General features: G+C 56.6%; 19 protein-coding genes. 18 read left to right on the top strand and 1 reads right to left on the bottom strand.

Annotated features, from left to right (window positions below; genetic code table 11):
• Positions 1 to 333 precede the first annotated feature (333 nt).
• From K1558_RS17820 to K1558_RS17795, 6 genes are all read left to right on the top strand, one after another.
• Positions 334 to 759 (top strand): DUF2487 family protein, encoded by a 426-nt coding sequence (locus tag K1558_RS17820; RefSeq protein ID WP_238652993.1) that lies wholly within the window; start codon positions 334 to 336, stop codon positions 757 to 759.
• A gap of 206 nt (positions 760 to 965) precedes the next feature.
• Entirely contained in the window at positions 966 to 1,520 is a 555-nt protein-coding gene (locus K1558_RS17815) for a Rieske (2Fe-2S) protein (RefSeq protein WP_238652992.1), read from the top strand.
• A gap of 4 nt (positions 1,521 to 1,524) precedes the next feature.
• A complete protein-coding gene (gene qcrB, locus K1558_RS17810) occupies positions 1,525 to 2,196 on the top strand; it encodes a menaquinol-cytochrome c reductase cytochrome b subunit (protein WP_173129040.1) in 672 nt (223 codons plus the stop codon).
• A 24-nt stretch (positions 2,197 to 2,220) separates the two neighbouring features.
• Positions 2,221 to 3,093 carry a menaquinol-cytochrome c reductase cytochrome b/c subunit gene (locus K1558_RS17805; RefSeq protein WP_238652991.1) on the top strand — a complete coding sequence of 291 codons (873 nt, stop codon included), beginning with the start codon at positions 2,221 to 2,223 and terminating at the stop codon, positions 3,091 to 3,093.
• Positions 3,094 to 3,194: 101 nt separating this feature from the next.
• Positions 3,195 to 3,827 (top strand): DUF1405 domain-containing protein, encoded by a 633-nt coding sequence (locus tag K1558_RS17800; protein ID WP_238652990.1) that lies wholly within the window; start codon positions 3,195 to 3,197, stop codon positions 3,825 to 3,827.
• 55 nt (positions 3,828 to 3,882) lie between these two features.
• Positions 3,883 to 4,794: a sporulation protein YpjB gene (locus tag K1558_RS17795; RefSeq protein ID WP_238652989.1), complete on the top strand. Its 912-nt coding sequence runs from the start codon at positions 3,883 to 3,885 to the stop codon at positions 4,792 to 4,794.
• 122 nt (positions 4,795 to 4,916) lie between these two features.
• Here K1558_RS17795 and K1558_RS17790 read toward each other — a convergent pair whose 3' ends face one another.
• Positions 4,917 to 5,789, bottom strand: a complete 873-nt coding sequence (locus tag K1558_RS17790) for a YitT family protein (protein WP_238652988.1) — start codon at positions 5,787 to 5,789, stop codon at positions 4,917 to 4,919.
• Positions 5,790 to 5,923: 134 nt separating this feature from the next.
• On the opposite strand from K1558_RS17790, the gene K1558_RS17785 reads away from it, so the two are divergent.
• The 12 genes from K1558_RS17785 (at position 5,924) to K1558_RS17730 (ending at position 15,493) form a co-directional block, all read left to right on the top strand.
• Positions 5,924 to 6,253 carry a nucleotide pyrophosphohydrolase gene (locus tag K1558_RS17785; protein WP_238652987.1) on the top strand — a complete coding sequence of 110 codons (330 nt, stop codon included), beginning with the start codon at positions 5,924 to 5,926 and terminating at the stop codon, positions 6,251 to 6,253.
• Positions 6,254 to 6,312: 59 nt separating this feature from the next.
• Positions 6,313 to 6,834 carry a tetratricopeptide repeat protein gene (locus K1558_RS17780; protein WP_238652986.1) on the top strand — a complete coding sequence of 174 codons (522 nt, stop codon included), beginning with the start codon at positions 6,313 to 6,315 and terminating at the stop codon, positions 6,832 to 6,834.
• A 32-nt stretch (positions 6,835 to 6,866) separates the two neighbouring features.
• A complete protein-coding gene (dapB, locus tag K1558_RS17775; protein WP_238652985.1) occupies positions 6,867 to 7,670 on the top strand; it encodes a 4-hydroxy-tetrahydrodipicolinate reductase in 804 nt (267 codons plus the stop codon).
• A 15-nt stretch (positions 7,671 to 7,685) separates the two neighbouring features.
• A complete protein-coding gene (gene mgsA / locus K1558_RS17770; RefSeq protein ID WP_238652984.1) occupies positions 7,686 to 8,111 on the top strand; it encodes a methylglyoxal synthase in 426 nt (141 codons plus the stop codon).
• A complete protein-coding gene (bshB1, locus tag K1558_RS17765) occupies positions 8,108 to 8,815 on the top strand; it encodes a bacillithiol biosynthesis deacetylase BshB1 (protein WP_238652983.1) in 708 nt (235 codons plus the stop codon). The genes mgsA and bshB1 overlap by 4 nt, the downstream gene beginning before the upstream one ends.
• A gap of 55 nt (positions 8,816 to 8,870) precedes the next feature.
• Complete coding sequence (gene bshA / locus K1558_RS17760; RefSeq protein WP_238652982.1) at positions 8,871 to 10,028, top strand: N-acetyl-alpha-D-glucosaminyl L-malate synthase BshA; 1,158 nt, start codon at positions 8,871 to 8,873, stop codon at positions 10,026 to 10,028.
• 11 nt (positions 10,029 to 10,039) lie between these two features.
• Positions 10,040 to 11,479: a CCA tRNA nucleotidyltransferase gene (locus tag K1558_RS17755; protein WP_238652981.1), complete on the top strand. Its 1,440-nt coding sequence runs from the start codon at positions 10,040 to 10,042 to the stop codon at positions 11,477 to 11,479.
• Positions 11,466 to 12,266 (top strand): biotin--[acetyl-CoA-carboxylase] ligase, encoded by an 801-nt coding sequence (locus K1558_RS17750; RefSeq protein WP_238652980.1) that lies wholly within the window; start codon positions 11,466 to 11,468, stop codon positions 12,264 to 12,266. Before K1558_RS17755 ends, K1558_RS17750 begins: the two co-directional genes overlap by 14 nt.
• 339 nt (positions 12,267 to 12,605) lie before the next feature.
• On the top strand, positions 12,606 to 13,472 hold the full coding sequence (gene panB, locus K1558_RS17745) for a 3-methyl-2-oxobutanoate hydroxymethyltransferase (RefSeq protein ID WP_238652979.1): 867 nt from the start codon (positions 12,606 to 12,608) through the stop codon (positions 13,470 to 13,472).
• A 1-nt stretch (position 13,473) separates the two neighbouring features.
• A complete protein-coding gene (gene panC, locus K1558_RS17740) occupies positions 13,474 to 14,364 on the top strand; it encodes a pantoate--beta-alanine ligase (RefSeq protein WP_238652978.1) in 891 nt (296 codons plus the stop codon).
• Positions 14,357 to 14,740, top strand: coding sequence for an aspartate 1-decarboxylase (panD, locus tag K1558_RS17735; protein ID WP_238652977.1), 384 nt, complete (start codon positions 14,357 to 14,359; stop codon positions 14,738 to 14,740). The genes panC and panD overlap by 8 nt, the downstream gene beginning before the upstream one ends.
• A gap of 114 nt (positions 14,741 to 14,854) precedes the next feature.
• Positions 14,855 to 15,493: a tetratricopeptide repeat protein gene (locus tag K1558_RS17730; RefSeq protein ID WP_238652976.1), complete on the top strand. Its 639-nt coding sequence runs from the start codon at positions 14,855 to 14,857 to the stop codon at positions 15,491 to 15,493.
• Positions 15,494 to 15,573 lie beyond the last annotated feature (80 nt).

Genomic DNA, 15,573 nt, shown 5'->3' with positions numbered 1-15,573 from the left:
TATGAGGGAAAACCTCACGTACGGTTTGATGAGGAGGGGCTGGGTTATACCAGCCCTTTACTCTAGATAAGAATGTATATGTTTCACACCATAACTTATCCTTATATTTCTCGCTGAAACGGGTGTAGTCCTTAAAAAGGACGGCATAGCCGTTTTCGCATGAGATAATTTATAGGTTTTGGGTCCCCGCAAAGTACCTGAGTCATCACCTACGTTAAAGCCCCGCTTTGTGGGGTTATTTTGCGCGTGTGATTGCCAAGCAGCCTCCGCTTGATTATGATGCTTGTAATAGTGATTAATGTCGCTGCAGGAGCGGCCAGAAGGAGGCAATCTATGAAATTTAGTGATTTTGACAGAAAGACCTGGGAGACGGACGGACATTACTATGATACCTGTGTGATTCCTTACAGCGGACTGCAGGGCACAGAGACACCGCCCGAGACGGTTTATGCCCTCGAACGGCAGCGCGATTTCCTGGATTTGGTGGAGAAGCCTTTTCAGGGACGGATCGTAACCTACCCTGCAGTGCAGTATGCGGGGCAAGGCAGCACGGCTATGCTGAATGAGGTTTGCCGAAAAGTCAAATCCATAGGCTTCCAGTATGCTATTGTGCTGTCTGCCAACGAAATGCTCCCTGCCGGGGAGATGGTTGAAAGCGATTTAACCCTTTGCCTGCCTGCAATTGCAGCAGATTCGGAGATCCCGGTCAGTGCATATGTGCGGAGAGAAATTCAGGCTTTGTGGGAGAGAGGAAAATGAGTTAAATGTGACGAAAAATCAACAATTTATTAAAAAACAGCCTCAAACGCCTGTCACAATTTAGACAATATTCTTGACGGGTTTTGGACCGCTAAGCTATGATAAGGATGAACTTATATGTCATGTGATTTATTTCATTGAAAACGGATTAATTGACAGAAATGTATTGTGCCTTCTCCAATTTTGAAAAGGGGGTTACACACAGTATGAGCAGCCTTAACGAAGACCAGGATTCCCATCCGCTTAAACCGCCTAGCCGAAAAGAGATGTCGCGCAGACAATTTTTGACGTATACGCTCGGCGGAGCTACCGCTTTTATGGGGGTTGGCGCACTAATGCCAATGGTCCGGTTTGCCGTAGACCCGATCTTACATAAAAAGGGCGAGGGAACCTTCATCAAGGTCGCAGAGGTGTCGGCCATCACCGACGTGCCTCAGGAGTTCACCTTCGAGCTTCCGCAGCAGGACGGGTGGTATGCCAGTACATCGCTATTGACAGCGTGGATAAGGAAAGGCGCGAACGGAGATATTTATGCGCTTTCACCGATCTGCAAGCATCTGGGCTGTACGGTGGGCTGGAACAACAACAAGACGTATCCCGATGAATATCATTGCCCCTGCCATGGCGCCCGCTATACCAAAGAGGGCAAGCAGCTGGCTGTAGCGGCCAAGCCGCTGGACCAGTACACCACGAAGATTGACGGAGGCTGGGTGTATCTGGGAGAAATCGTTCCGAATACGCAAGCTAAGAAGGAGGCGTAAGGGCGTGTTCAAAAACGTATATAACTGGATCGACGAACGTCTGGATATTACACCGATCTGGAGAGATGTGGCCGACCACGAGGTTCCCGAGCATGTCAATCCGGCGCATCATTTCTCGGCCTTCGTCTACTGCTTCGGCGGTTTGACCTTCTTCATTACCGTCATCCAGATTCTGTCCGGTATGTTCCTGACGATGTATTATGTGCCCGATATTATCAATGCCTATGCCAGTGTGGAATATCTGCAGACCAAGGTAGCCTTCGGTAAAATCGTCCGCGGGATGCATCACTGGGGCGCAAGTCTGGTCATTGTCATGATGTTCCTGCATACAATGCGCGTATTCTTCACCGGCTCCTACAAGGCTCCGCGTGAGATGAACTGGGTCGTAGGCATGTTAATCTTCTTCGTTATGCTGGGCCTGGGCCTGACTGGTTACCTGCTTCCTTGGGATAACAAAGCCTATTTCGCCACCAAGGTTACGCTGGAGATTGCCAATTCGGTTCCGTTCATGGGACCGGTGCTGAAGGAGCTGATGCAGGGCGGTACCATTGCCGGCGCTGAGACGCTGACCCGCTTCTTCGCCCTCCATGTATTCTTCCTCCCGGCGGTCCTGCTTATACTGCTGGTCGGACATTTCATCATGATCCGCAGACAAGGCATTTCCGGTCCATTGTAAAATACCATTATAGGAGGCACTGTCATGGCACACGGAGACGACTCCAAAGAGAAGGTGGTCTATGTCGGGGATTCCCGGGTCCGCAGGGGCAACGGGTTCATTACCCCGCCTGACTACACCGCATATCCGGGCAAATCAGAGGCCTTCATCCCCAACTTCCTGCTGAAGGAATGGATGGTGGGCGTAGTGGTGCTGGTAGGCATTCTGGTCCTGACCATCTCAGAGCCGGCGCCGCTCGGGTTCCCTGCGAATCCGGCAGCATCGGTCATTCCCATCCCGGACTGGTATTTCCTGTTCCTCTATCAGTATCTGAAGCTGCCTTATGCATCCGGTGACTACATTGTGCTAGGTACGCTAGGCGTGACGGGCGTGGCCTTCGGGGCGCTGCTGCTTGCCCCATTCCTGGATACGGGCCGGGAGCGCCGGTTCTACCGCAGACCGATTGCTTCCTCGCTGATGTTCCTGTCCCTGGCAGCGATTATCTACCTGACCAATACAGCCTGGACGGAATACAAGCATGAGATGGCGGAAACGAACCAGATTCCGGAGCATATCCAGCGTGAGGAGAAGGCCGCAGAGAACAAGGCGGCGGGCAAGCCGACCACAAGTGCGGTCCAGCCGAAGAGCATTGCGATTGTGGACAAGGATGACCCGGCCATGGCGCTGTTCAAGCAGGCAACCTGTATCTCCTGCCACGGCACTGATCTGAAGGGAACTAGCGGGCCTTCGCTACGCGGTGTAGGCGATACGCATGATAAGGCCGCAATCCTGGCTATCATTAAGGAAGGCCAGGGGAACATGCCGCCGATGTATGAGACGGCCATGGGAGCAGGCTTAAGCGAGCAGGATGTTGATGCGCTGGCGGGCTGGCTTGCCAAACAAAAAAGTGAACAGTAAAATGAAAATTACGCAAGCCTGATCGTTCATGCGGTCAGGCTTTTGTGTGTGAAGCGGTAAAGAAACATCAAGCTGTTATAAGTCGGGAGGAAGAAATACATATGCCGGGTCAGTGGTTGGATAGGTTATTCAGGGATAGAAAAATTATCTGGCTCTTGTTCATCGTCAATCTGCTGGGAACGGTGTACGGATATATGTGGTACGGGAACCAGCTCCAGTTCACGGCGGAGACGGAGCCGCTCTGGCTGCTGCCGTTCGTACCCGACAGCCCCACCGCCAGTCTGTTCTTCACATTAGCTCTGCTGCTGCTGCTCTATCCGCCAAGGAGCCTCACAGGAACACTGACACGCCAGCTGATTGAAGCACTGGCTGTCGTGACCTCGGTGAAATACGGGATCTGGGCGGTCGGTATCATCGTGGCCGGAGGCTACCAGGGGGATTCCATTACCTGGAAGGACTGGATGCTGATGATCTCCCATACCGGAATGGCTGTGGAGGCGCTGATCTATGCCCGGTTCTTCAGTTTCCGCAGAATGATCCCCGTAGCTCTTCTGTGGGCATTCGCCAACGATATGGTGGATTATTCACAAGGTGTCTACCCATGGCTTCCATCAGTGCTGGATGACGATCTTGAGGCAGTGCAGTATTTCACCATGGGCCTTACGCTGCTCAGTACCGCCGCCGCATGGCTGTTCAGCGGCAGGACCAGGCGGCCCGCCGCCGCGAAGCGCTGAGACCCGGTTCTAACTCTTGTCCCGCTGCCATAGATTAAGGTGGGAGGGATGTCTCATGCCGCGCAGAACCATGTTCATACTGTCGGGAATGATACTGTGCTGGCTGCTGGCCGGCACCGGTGTTGGCGGAGGGGGAGTGCAGGCGGAGGCGGGGGCTTCCTGTGCTCTATCTGTTACAGGAGTCTATATCGCTTCAGCAGCAACGCAGACGGATGCCAGTGATCCGGCCGCACTGACCGCACGCAGCGGGGCACAGCGGCTGGAGGAGGCTGCGGAAGCCTTATACAGCTATGTGCTTGAAGGCAATCTATTGAAGGCCCGCGAGGAGGCGGAGCAGGTCTCGCAGATCTTCATCTCTTCGTCTTTTGAAGGGATGACCTCCGTGGAGGGCGTCAATGCGCTCTCGTCCGTTATCATAGATATGAAGTCGGCGCTGGCTGCCGCAGAGCCTTCCCCGGAGAGATGGGAGGCTGCGGCTGCGAAGCTGAGGCTGGCCGCGAACAGTCTTAATCATCCCAGAGCGCCGATGTGGCTGCAATATTATAAGCTGGTCCGCGAGGATCTGAAGGATATGGAGAGAAGCGCCGCCGCAGGTGACCTCAAAAGCTGGGGGGCAGCGCTTGCCAGACTCCAGAGCAGGTACGCAAATATCCGGCCTGCGGTAATCATCTCCCGGCCGGCTGAAACGGTGAATGCGTTCGATTCCTGGCTGTCCTACGCCGCCGGGGCCACGGCCTCCGGACAGCCGCCGGAGCGTACCCGTCTGGTGGAGATGGTGTCCTACGGACAGGATGCGGCCCGGGTGATGTTCGGCAAGGAGCGCGACGAACCGGCCTTATCGCTGCCGCTAGCCCCGCAGGAATACGGCGGCTGGGGGTTCCTTACAGGCGCTTTTATCCTGGCCATGCTTGCCTACGCGGCCTACCGCAAGTACCGAGGCCAGCAAAGGGACACCAAGACGGTGTAATGGTCAGAACGGTTAAATAACAAGGGAGGACCCCATCGGCCATACGGGCCGTGCGGGTCCTCCCTGTTTTTAGAAGACATTGATAGTTTTGGGGTCCCCGCAAAATACTTGTTGGGGTTATTTCAGTTCTCGCGGAAGCCTTCGCCGTGCACATCGTGTACATCGTTAATGATCACGAATGCCTTAGGATCAACTGACTTGACCAGCAAGCTGAGCCGGCGGATCTCCTGTCTGGAGACTACGCAGTAGACCATGTGCTTGGCCTGCTTGGAATAGGCTCCGATCGCCGGAATCAGGGTGACGCCGCGTTCCAGTTCGGCGGTAATCAGCTCGGCAATCTGCGGTGCTTCGTCGCTTATAATTGTGAAGGCTTTGGCGGCGTAAGCCCCTTCCTGAATGAAGTCAATCACGCGGGAGGCGATGAAGACGGCGACGAGGGTATACAGAATCTTTTCACGGGGGATGTAGAGCAGGGAGGCACCGATGATGACCACATCCACCACCAGAATGATCTGTCCCATACTCCAGCCGAATCTGCGCCCGAGAATCCGCGCGACAATATCGACGCCGCCGGTCGTGCCGCCGAAGCGGAAGACAATTCCCAGCCCCAGTCCCAGCGTAACCCCTGCATATAATGAAGCAAGAATGAAATCATGCTCTGTGCTGAACGGCACGATCCACCCGTATTTGATCATCCGCTCAAACAACCAGAGGAAGAAGGACAACGATCCGATGCCGACCCCGGTATATACAATCTGATTGCCTCCCAGCACCTTCCAGCCGAGCAGAAAGAGCGGAAGATTGATCAGCAGCGTCGTCAGGAAGATCGGGATGCTGAAGGCATAATTAAGCAGAATGGTGATCCCCGTGACGCCGCCCTCCATCAGCTGATTGGGAACGATGAAATACAGAAGGCCAAATGCGTAAATGGCCGCGCCGAGCAGGATGGGGGCCACGGTTTTGCTGATGGTGCCGAGCTTGATTGATGAATTCATATAATCCCTCGCCTACGCCTCAGAATGGGCAAATGTTAACACGCTGTTCAAAAAAGATTTGTCTTCAAAACGTCTTTACGATAACATAGGGGCAAACAGAAGGCAAGAACATACGGGGGGTGAAACAACAATATATGGATAAAAGTCTTGGTGACATTCAGCGTGAGGTCGATGCTTATATCTCACAGTTCAAGGAAGGCTACTTCAGCCCGCTGTCGATGCTGGCCCGGATGTCCGAGGAAGTCGGCGAGCTGGCCCGGGAAGTGAACCATCAATTCGGCGAGAAGCCGAAGAAGGCGGATGAAGCCGATAATTCAATCGAGCTGGAGCTGGGCGACATTCTCTTCATTACCGTTTGTTTCGCCAATTCGCTGGGCATTGACTTAACCGAAGCCCATAATAAGGTTATGCATAAATTCAATACCCGTGACGCCGGGCGCTGGACGCCCAAACACACCGATTAAGCCTATGTTACATATGCTGTACCAAACGAACGGGATTTAGCCGTGAGGATGGTGAGGATATGGATCATAATGATTATGTAAAAGCGGCCTACCGCTCGATTCTGCGCAGTGACTTCGCTGAGGCGATTACACTGTTCGAGGCGGCCATCGCGGCCAGCCCGGATGATGCGGAGGTCCGGTACCGCTGCTCCATCACCTATGCCCGCAGCGGCATGCTGGACAAAGCGCTGGACCACGCGGCAGCCGCGCGCCGGCTGGATCAGACCAAGCCGGAGTATCAGCTGCATCTTCAGCATCTGCAGGCGATGCAGCTGGTGCAGGAGGCGAAGCGGCTGCTGGAGGATGAGGCGGCGTTGCGGGGCAATCCGTACCATCCGGTAACGCTGCTGAAGGAAGCTGTATCGCTGGACCCGCTATATGGGGATGCTTATGTATGGCTGGCAATTGCACACAGCCGGATGAATGAGCATCTGCAGGCCATCGCGGTCCTCAAAGAAGTAATGTCGCTGCACCCGGATGATGACGGGCTGCATCTGCTGATGAAGGATCTGCAGAAGTCACTGCAACACTATCTACAATAATATCAGAGCCAGGGAAAGCGGGGAGAATTCATTTGAGTGACAAGATCAGAGTTATTGTCTCCGGAGCAGGAGGCAAGATGGGTAAAGAAGTTGTGAAGCTGGTATTGCAGGAAGATGAACTCGAGCTGGCGGCAGCCGTTGACCGCTCTTCGGCCGGCAGTGATGCCGGCCGTCTGGTAGGGCTGGAGGATTGCGGCATTCAGGTTACTTCAGACCTGGAAGGCGCACTGGCAGGAGCTGCGGCGGATGTAATGGTGGACTTCACTATTCCGCAGTCCGCATATGCCAATACGGCTATGGCGGTCAAGTACGGGGTACGTCCGGTGGTCGGCACGACCGGATTCACGCCGGAGCAGATCGAAGAGCTGGACAAGCAATGTCAAGAACAGGGAATCGGCGGCCTGATTGCGCCGAATTTCTCGATCGGGGCTATTCTGCTGATGCGGTTTGCCGCTCAGGCTGCCAAGTATTTCCCTCACTTAGAGATTATTGAATATCATGGAGACCAGAAGCTGGATGCTCCTTCAGGAACGGCCATCAAGACGGCCGAGATGATCTCGGAGGCGCGCCAGGAGCTGCGCCAGGGACATCCGGAGGAGGAAGAGATTATTGAAGGCTCGCGCGGCGGGTATTATAACGGCTTCCGTATCCACAGCGTCCGCCTTCCGGGGGTGTTTGCCCAGGAGGAAGTGGTGTTTGGCGGGTTCGGGCAGTCACTTAAGATCCGGCATGATTCCTACGAGCGGGCCGGATACATGCCGGGCGTGAAGCTGGGGATTCAGAAGGTTGTAGGCTATACCGGCATGATTTACGGCTTCGAGCATTTTATAGAATAGACGGGAGAGAGCAAGATGCTAAAAATCGCTTTTATCGCACATGACCGCAAAAAAGATGAAATGGTGAATTTCGTTACCGCTTATGAGCATGTATTTGAAGGGCATCAGCTGTTCTCCACCGGAACCACCGGGCAACGGATTATGGAGGTCACCGGCCTCTCCATTCACCGCTATATGTCGGGTCCGCTCGGCGGAGACCAGCAGATCGGCTCCATGGTGGCCACGGATGAGCTGGACCTGATTATTTTCCTGCGTGATCCGCTGATGGCCCAGCCGCATGAGCCGGATATTACAGCGCTGCTCCGCCTGTGCGATGTGTACGGAATTCCGGTGGCGACCAATATTGCTACCGCGGAGATTCTGGTCAAGGCGATTGACCGCGGCGACTTCGGCTGGCGTGAGCTGGTACATAAATACAAGCCGGGTGTGGATGAAGCATGAAGCTGGACATTCTCGTATTCGGCGCCCATGCCGATGATGCGGAGATCGGCATGGCGGGAACGATTGCCAAGCATACCGCTGCGGGCTTCAAGGTGGGGATGTGCGATCTGACGCAGGCAGAGATGTCTTCCAATGGTACCGTCCAGCTTCGCCTCCAGGAGGCTGAGCAGGCTGCCGGATTACTGGGAGTGTCTGTGCGCAGCAACCTGGGACTGCCTGACCGCGGTCTTTATTTAACCGAAGAGCATCTGGCAGCGGTAACCGCAGAGATCCGCAGGTTCGCTCCAGCGATCGTGTTCGCCCCATACTGGGAGGACCGCCACCCGGACCATATCGCCTGCAGCAAGCTGGTAGAGGAAGCTGTATTCAATGCCAAGCTGCGTAAATATATGCCGGAGCAGCCTGCAATTCCTGAGCCGCAATTATATTTCTATTTCATTAATGACCTTGGACGGACGGATCTGATCGTCGATGTTACGGCGCAGTATCCGCTGAAGGAGCAGGCCTTGTCCTGCTACCGTTCGCAATTCGGACTCGTTCCTGGAGAGGATGCCGTTGCCACGCCTTTGACTGAAGGGTATGTCGAGCGCGTCCGCTCCAGAGACATGCTGCTGGGCCAGCGCCGGCTTATTCCTTATGCCGAAGGCTTCGCCAGCAAGGTCCCGTATACGGTAGACTTGTTCAGCCCTCCCCGTGTGCTATAATTAATTCACATCATTACCAGAAGTAATAATCTATGCAGAGTGAAGGGGCGGCGTTATGGACCGGCTGAAAATAGGCATTACCTGTTATCCGTCCCTTGGCGGGTCGGGTGTTGTGGCGACTGAACTGGGCAAGCTGCTGGCCGAGAAGGGCCATGAGGTTCATTTCATTACCCACAGTATCCCGTTCCGGCTGGGGACGTTCCAGAAGAATATCTTCTACCATGAGGTAGAGGTTACCGATTATTATGTATTCCGTTATCCGCCGTATGACCTGGCACTGGCGAACAAGATGGCCCAGGTAGCCAAAATGCAGAATCTGGACCTGTTCCATGTACATTATGCTGTACCCCATGCAGTCTGTGCCTATCTGGCCAAACAGATTCTCGGCAACGACATCAAGGTGGTCACTACGCTGCATGGTACAGATATTACGGTGCTGGGCCAGGATGAATCCCTTAAGGATCTGATCCGGCTCGGCATTAATGAGAGTGACGCTGTGACTGCGGTCTCTAATGATCTGATTAGACAGACTAGGGAAGCGCTGGACATTACCCGTGAGATTGATCTGACCTATAACTTCGTGGACAAGCGTGTCTATTATCCGCGGGATGTATCTGAGCTGCGGGGCGACTTCGCCGCGCCGGATGAGAAGATTCTGATGCATATCAGTAATTTCCGTCCGGTTAAGCGGGTTAGCGATGTGGTGGATGTATTCGCTAAGGTGAATCAGAAGCTGCCCGCCAGGCTGCTGCTGGTCGGCGAAGGGCCGGATCTGCCGAAGATTCAGGCCAAGATCAGCGAGATGGGCCTGGACGACAGAGTCCGCTTCCTCGGCAAGCAGGATGAGATTGCCCAGGTGATCTCGCTGGCAGATCTGCTGCTGCTTCCTTCCGAGAAGGAGAGCTTCGGTCTGGTGGCCCTGGAAGCGGCGGCCTGCGGTGTGCCGACAGTCGGCTCGCAGACCGGGGGGATCCCCGAGCTGATCCAGCATGGCAAGACAGGCTTCCTTGCTCCGGTCGGAGACACTTCAGCCATGGCGGATTATGCTGTGCGTCTGCTCTCGGATGAAGGGATGGCGGAGCGCTTCCGGCAAGCCTGCCTGGAGCGGGCTTGCCACGACTTCAGCAGGGACATGATTACCAATCAGTATGAAGATATCTATTACCGTGTGCTTGAACGCAAGGTGCCCGGACTGGACGGTGTCCGGGGGTAAGGGGTGCTGGTATGGAATGGACAATGGCGCCGGCGGGCATGGCGGAAGCCGCCGGTATAGTAATTGCAGGTCTGCTGGCGGACGGCCATGAGGCTTATTACGTAGGCGGCTGCCTGCGCGATGAGCTGCTGGGCCGTCCGGTGCATGACATCGATATTACGACCTCAGCGCTGCCGGAGCAGGTTATCGCCCTGTTTCCGCGATGTGTCCCTACGGGACTTGCGCATGGGACGGTCACGGTACTCCAGGACGGGCACAGCTTCGAGGTGACGACCTACCGGACGGAGAGCGACTATGCCGATCACCGCCGTCCCGGTCAGGTCGTTTTTGTCCGGGACGTGAGGGAGGACCTGCGCCGCCGGGATTTCACAATCAATGCGATCTGCTGCGGCCTGGACGGCACAGTGATCGATCCCTTCGGGGGAGAACATGACCTGAAGCTCCGGGTGATCCGCTGTGTTGGCGAGGCGGAGGAGAGATTTGACGAGGATGCGCTGCGGATGCTGCGCTGTGTACGCTTCGCCTCGGTGCTGGACTTCCGGGTGGCGAAGAACACCTGGCGCGGACTGCTGCGCCAGCGCGACAAGCTGGCGCATATCGCGGTTGAGCGGGTGCGCGGGGAGGTCGCGCGCATCGTGGAGGGCCCGCACCCGCAGCGCGGGCTGGGCCTGCTGCTGCGCAGCGGCCTGCTGCCGCGCGGCAAAGCGCCGTTCCCCTGGACCGGCACGGACCTGGCGGCGGCAGCCGCCCGTCTAGCCGGTCTGGGGAACCTGCAGGACGCCCGCCTGCGGTGGGCGCTCCTGCTCCATGCCCTGGGATCGTCGGCGCTAGCTGCCGATGAGCTCCTGCGGGCATGGACGTTCCCGGGGGCGGCGCGCAGTGGCATCGCCGCCGTGCTCCGCGTCCGCGAAGCCTGGGACGCGGCGCTGTCTTCGGCGCGGCCGGAGGCTCCCGGCGCGCTGGACGGGCTGCGGCGGCGGTGGATCGCCGCCGTGCTGGCCCATGGCACGTCAGCCGCCGAAGGGTGGCTGACGGTGCTGGATGCGGCGGCAGGCGGTGCCGCCGGGGTTCCCGCTGCGGACGGAGCCGCAGCGGGGGGCATTGACGCGTCAGGAGCACTTGACGCTGGACCTGACGCACCTGCCTCCGGTGGACCCATGCCTGCAGGAACATGGGAACCCGCCGCAGGTGCACCGGCTCATGCAACACCCGCCAGCCCGCTCACCACGGCGCTCCTGCGGTCCTGGACCGCTGAGATGCCTCTTACGACGCTTGCGGAGCTTGCGGTGAGCGGCCACGAGGTGGCGGATGCGCTGCAGAAGCGGCCCGGCCCGTGGCTGGGGGAGCTGCTGAAGCGGCTGCTTCTGGCCGCAGCAGCGGGGGATCTTGCCAATGACAACCAATTATTGCTGCTTGAAGCACAAAGGATGGATTGCGATGAAGGAGGTTAATGCCCATATCTCCGGCGGCTTGAAGCGGGAGAGCTTCGAAGCAAGCTGGACCGGCAGAATCGAGCATATGGACACGGTGGAGTCTACGCAGGAGGAGGCCAAGCTGCTGGCTGAGCGCGGCGCGCCGGAGGGAACAGCGGTGATGGCTGAGGCGCAGACGGGGGGCCGGGGGCGGATGGGCCGCAAATGGCACTCTCCCCACGGCAAAGGCATCTGGATGAGCCTGGTGCTGCGTCCCGGTCTGCCGCTGGCCTTGACGCCGCAGCTGACGCTGCTGGCCGGAGTAGCTGTGTGTACCGCGATCCGTGAGGTGACAGGTGTTCAAGCCGGCATCAAGTGGCCTAATGATCTGCTGGCCGGCGGCCGCAAAATCTGCGGCATTCTGCTTGAATCCTCACTACGCGAAGGCAGGCTCCATTACTGCATCGCCGGGATCGGCATCGCTGCTAATCTGACGGAGGAAGACTACCCTGAGGAGCTGCGGGGGATCGGAACGTCGCTGCTGATCGAAGGCGGCGGCATACCGGTTGACCGGACCCGGCTCGCCCAGGCGGTGCTGGAAGAGCTTGAATACTGGTACAGGCAGTACATCCGGGAAGGCTTTGCACCCGTTAAGGAACGCTGGGAAGCGATGTCCGTTACACTCGGCCGCCAGGTCAGTGTGAATACGCCGCAGGGCCGCAGCGAAGCGACCGCCGTCGGGCTTAGCGACCAGGGGGAGCTATTGCTGCGCAAGGATACCGGTGAGATAGCCAGCGTATTATCCGGCGAGATCGAGCTCATCTAGCAGCCTCATCTCATCCGTTGCCATCAGCCTGCTTCATACTATTTTAACGTGTAATTGTTGTATATATTTGTTATACTAGCTTATAGAGGCGGCATCGCATGTGCGAGCTGTACTCGGCAAATGAATCTTTAACAGGAAGTTGTTTACCGGATGTGCCTTCATAACTGTAATGTAACGGTTACGTTGGATTCTGCTCTGAGCCGTAAGGACCGAGACAGAAGGGACGATCGCGAGTGACTCTTTTTTGCCCTTCGGACCTTTTTAGCGGACCTGCTAAAAGGTTTTTTTGTTTGCGCAGAGCTTGCGCACCATACTAAAGGACAAGGGGAATGAGAGCGAATGGCAGACAAGCATGCACTGAATATTATCAAAATGAGAAAAATGAAAGCAGAGGGTGTGCCCTTAACCATGCTGACCGCCTATGACTATCCTTCAGCCCTGCTGGCCGAGGAAGCCGGGATTGACCTGATTCTGGTAGGCGATTCACTGGGCAACGTTGTGCTTGGTTATGATACGACCCTCCCGGTTACCATAGAGGATATGGTCTACCATACCCGTTCGGTGAAGCGGGGGGCGCCGAATACATTTATAGTCACGGATATGCCGTTTATGACCTACCACGGAAGCGTGGACGAGACGCTGCGCGGGGTGCGCAGGCTGATGCAGGAAGGTCAGGCCCATGCGGTCAAAATGGAGGGCGGACTCGAAATCTGCGCCGCCGTATCCGCGGTTGTGGCTGCCGGAGTGCCGGTGCTGGGCCATATCGGCTTGACGCCGCAGTCCGTCAATATGATCGGCGGCTACCGGATTCAGGGCAAGGATGCCAAGGATGCCCAGCGGCTGATGGAGGAAGCGAAGGCGCTGGAAGCGGCCGGGGCGTTCGGTATTGTGCTGGAGCTGGTCACAGAAGAAGTAGCTGAAGCAATTTCTAAGGCGGTTAGTATCCCAACCATCGGAATTGGTGCAGGGCGTTACTGTGACGGTCAGGTGCTGGTCTTTCATGATCTGCTGCGCTATGACTCCCCTTACCGGGAGAAGCGGTTCGTCAAGACATACGCCGATGTGGGCAGCGTGATCCGCGAAGGCATCAGCAGCTACGTCCGCGAAGTGAAGGACCGCTCGTTCCCGGCGGAAGAGCATGTGTTCAAGGCAGATGATACGGTGCTGGAAGCTTTATACGGCAGCGCCGCCAAAGGAGCGAAATAACATGAGAGTGATCCGAACGATTGCCGGACTGCGTGAAGCGCTTGATTATATGCGTCAAGGGGGCCATGGGCCCATTGGCTTTGTACCCACGATGGGCTATCTGCACGAAGGACATGCCAGCCTGCTGCGGAAGGCAGGTGAGAAGAGCGGCACGGTTGTGATGAGTATTTTTGTCAACCCGCTGCAATTCGGACCGAATGAGGATTATGCCTCCTATCCCCGGGATGAGCAGCGTGATCTGGAGCTTGCTGAACGCGAGGGGGCGGATCTGGTCTTCATCCCTAGCGTAGAAGAAATGTATCCGCAGCCGATCCGTACAGGCGTATCGGTCTCCTCGCTGACTTCGCAGCTCTGCGGCGCTTCGCGTCCGGGGCACTTCGACGGTGTGACGACAGTGGTCAGCAAGCTCTTCAATATTGTCCAGCCCGATTATGCCTTCTTCGGCCTGAAGGATGCCCAGCAGGTAGCGGTGCTACGCCGGATGGTTGCGGACCTGAACATGAACGTGGAGATTATCGCCTGTCCCATTGTCCGCGAGGAAGACGGATTGGCGCTTAGCTCGCGCAATGTCTACCTGAGCGGTGAGGAACGCAGACAGGCGCTGGTCCTCTCCCGTTCACTGCGTGAAGTGCGCCAGGGTATCGACAACGGCACCGTCTGCACGGTGGACGAGGCGCGGGCGCTGCTGGTTTCGGTCATCTCGGAATCCCCGCTTGCTGTGATTGATTATGCGGAGATTCTAACCTTCCCTGATCTGGAGCCGCTGGAAGGCGCGGGCCGGCTGATTGACGCAGGCGGGGAGATTATTATGGCACTGGCCGTCAAGTTCGGCAGAACCCGCCTGATCGACAATAACGTATTTATTCCCAAGGAGGCACACGCCCTTGTATAGACATATGATGAAATCCAAGATCCACCGGGCTACGGTCACGGAAGCCAATCTGAATTATGTGGGCAGTATCACCATTGATGAGGATTTGATGGAAGCCGCAGATCTGCTGGAGAACGAGAAGGTGCAGATTGTGGACAATAACAACGGCTCCCGACTGGAGACTTATGTAATCCCCGGCCCGCGCGGCAGCGGCGTGATCTGTCTGAACGGTGCGGCTGCCCGGCTGGTGCAGCCCGGCGATACCGTCATTATTATCTCCTATGCGATGCTGTCTTCGGAGGAACTGGCGGGACACAAGCCGACTGTAGTGTTTGTGGACGGTGACAACAAGCCGGTGAAGCTGGCCGACCATGAGATTCATGCGACCATTGCTTAAACTGCGCGGTATAAGCTATGTAATCAATGGCAGGGATGAAGACCTCCGTACTTGCTAAAAATGTAGTCAGGCAAGCTTAACCTGACTTCATTATCAGTAAGGGTGGGATGTCCGGTGTTCCAACATTTATTCGCCGAGATGAACAAGATGCTGCAGGAGATCCAAGCCGACTACCCTACTGCGGAGGGGGCACGCCGCAATGAACTTTTATCCAAATATAATATGCTTCACCGGATCAGCGATCATGTCATGGACGAATGGCTGCTCTTCGCCGAGAAGCTGAGCGAATTCCGCGGGCAGACCGATATGCAGACCCAGGCGGAGGAGCTTCCCGGGCAGGAGGCCCCTGAGCTGGCTATGGACGCTTTTGTAAGAGGCCAGGGCTATTACAAGCTGCTGATGTACCGCAAGTGCATCGAGCAGTTCAGTGAAGTCACGGCCAGGCACCCGGACAGTCTGGCTGCCCGCCTCTACCTGGCAATGGCTTATCTGCAGGAGGGCGATGGCGATACAGCCTGGGAGCATCTGCACCATATGCTGGGTCTGATCCGTGAGAGTAAGCTGAAGGCGATGATCTACAATGCGCTGGGCTGTATCAGAGCCTCCCAGGAGCGGTTTCAGGAGGCCAGTGAGCTGTTCGGCCTCTCACTGCGGCACGATCCGGCGCTGCCGGAGCCGAATGTGAATCTGGAGGTGTGCCGCAGGCGGGGCGGGAAGCTCCAGTTCGGCCAGCAGCTGGTATCGCTCCTGTAATCCCCTCCGGTTCTTTCTAGGCGATGCAACCCGTTTCCGGGTGTGCATCGCCTTTTTTCTTAACTTCTGTTATGCTGATA

Source organism: Paenibacillus piscarius, assembly GCF_022234545.1.
Lineage (GTDB): Bacteria > Bacillota > Bacilli > Paenibacillales > Paenibacillaceae > Paenibacillus_AQ > Paenibacillus_AQ piscarius.
The sequence above is the reverse complement of the archived record's forward strand: the minus strand, read 5'-3'. Positions and strand labels throughout refer to the sequence as shown.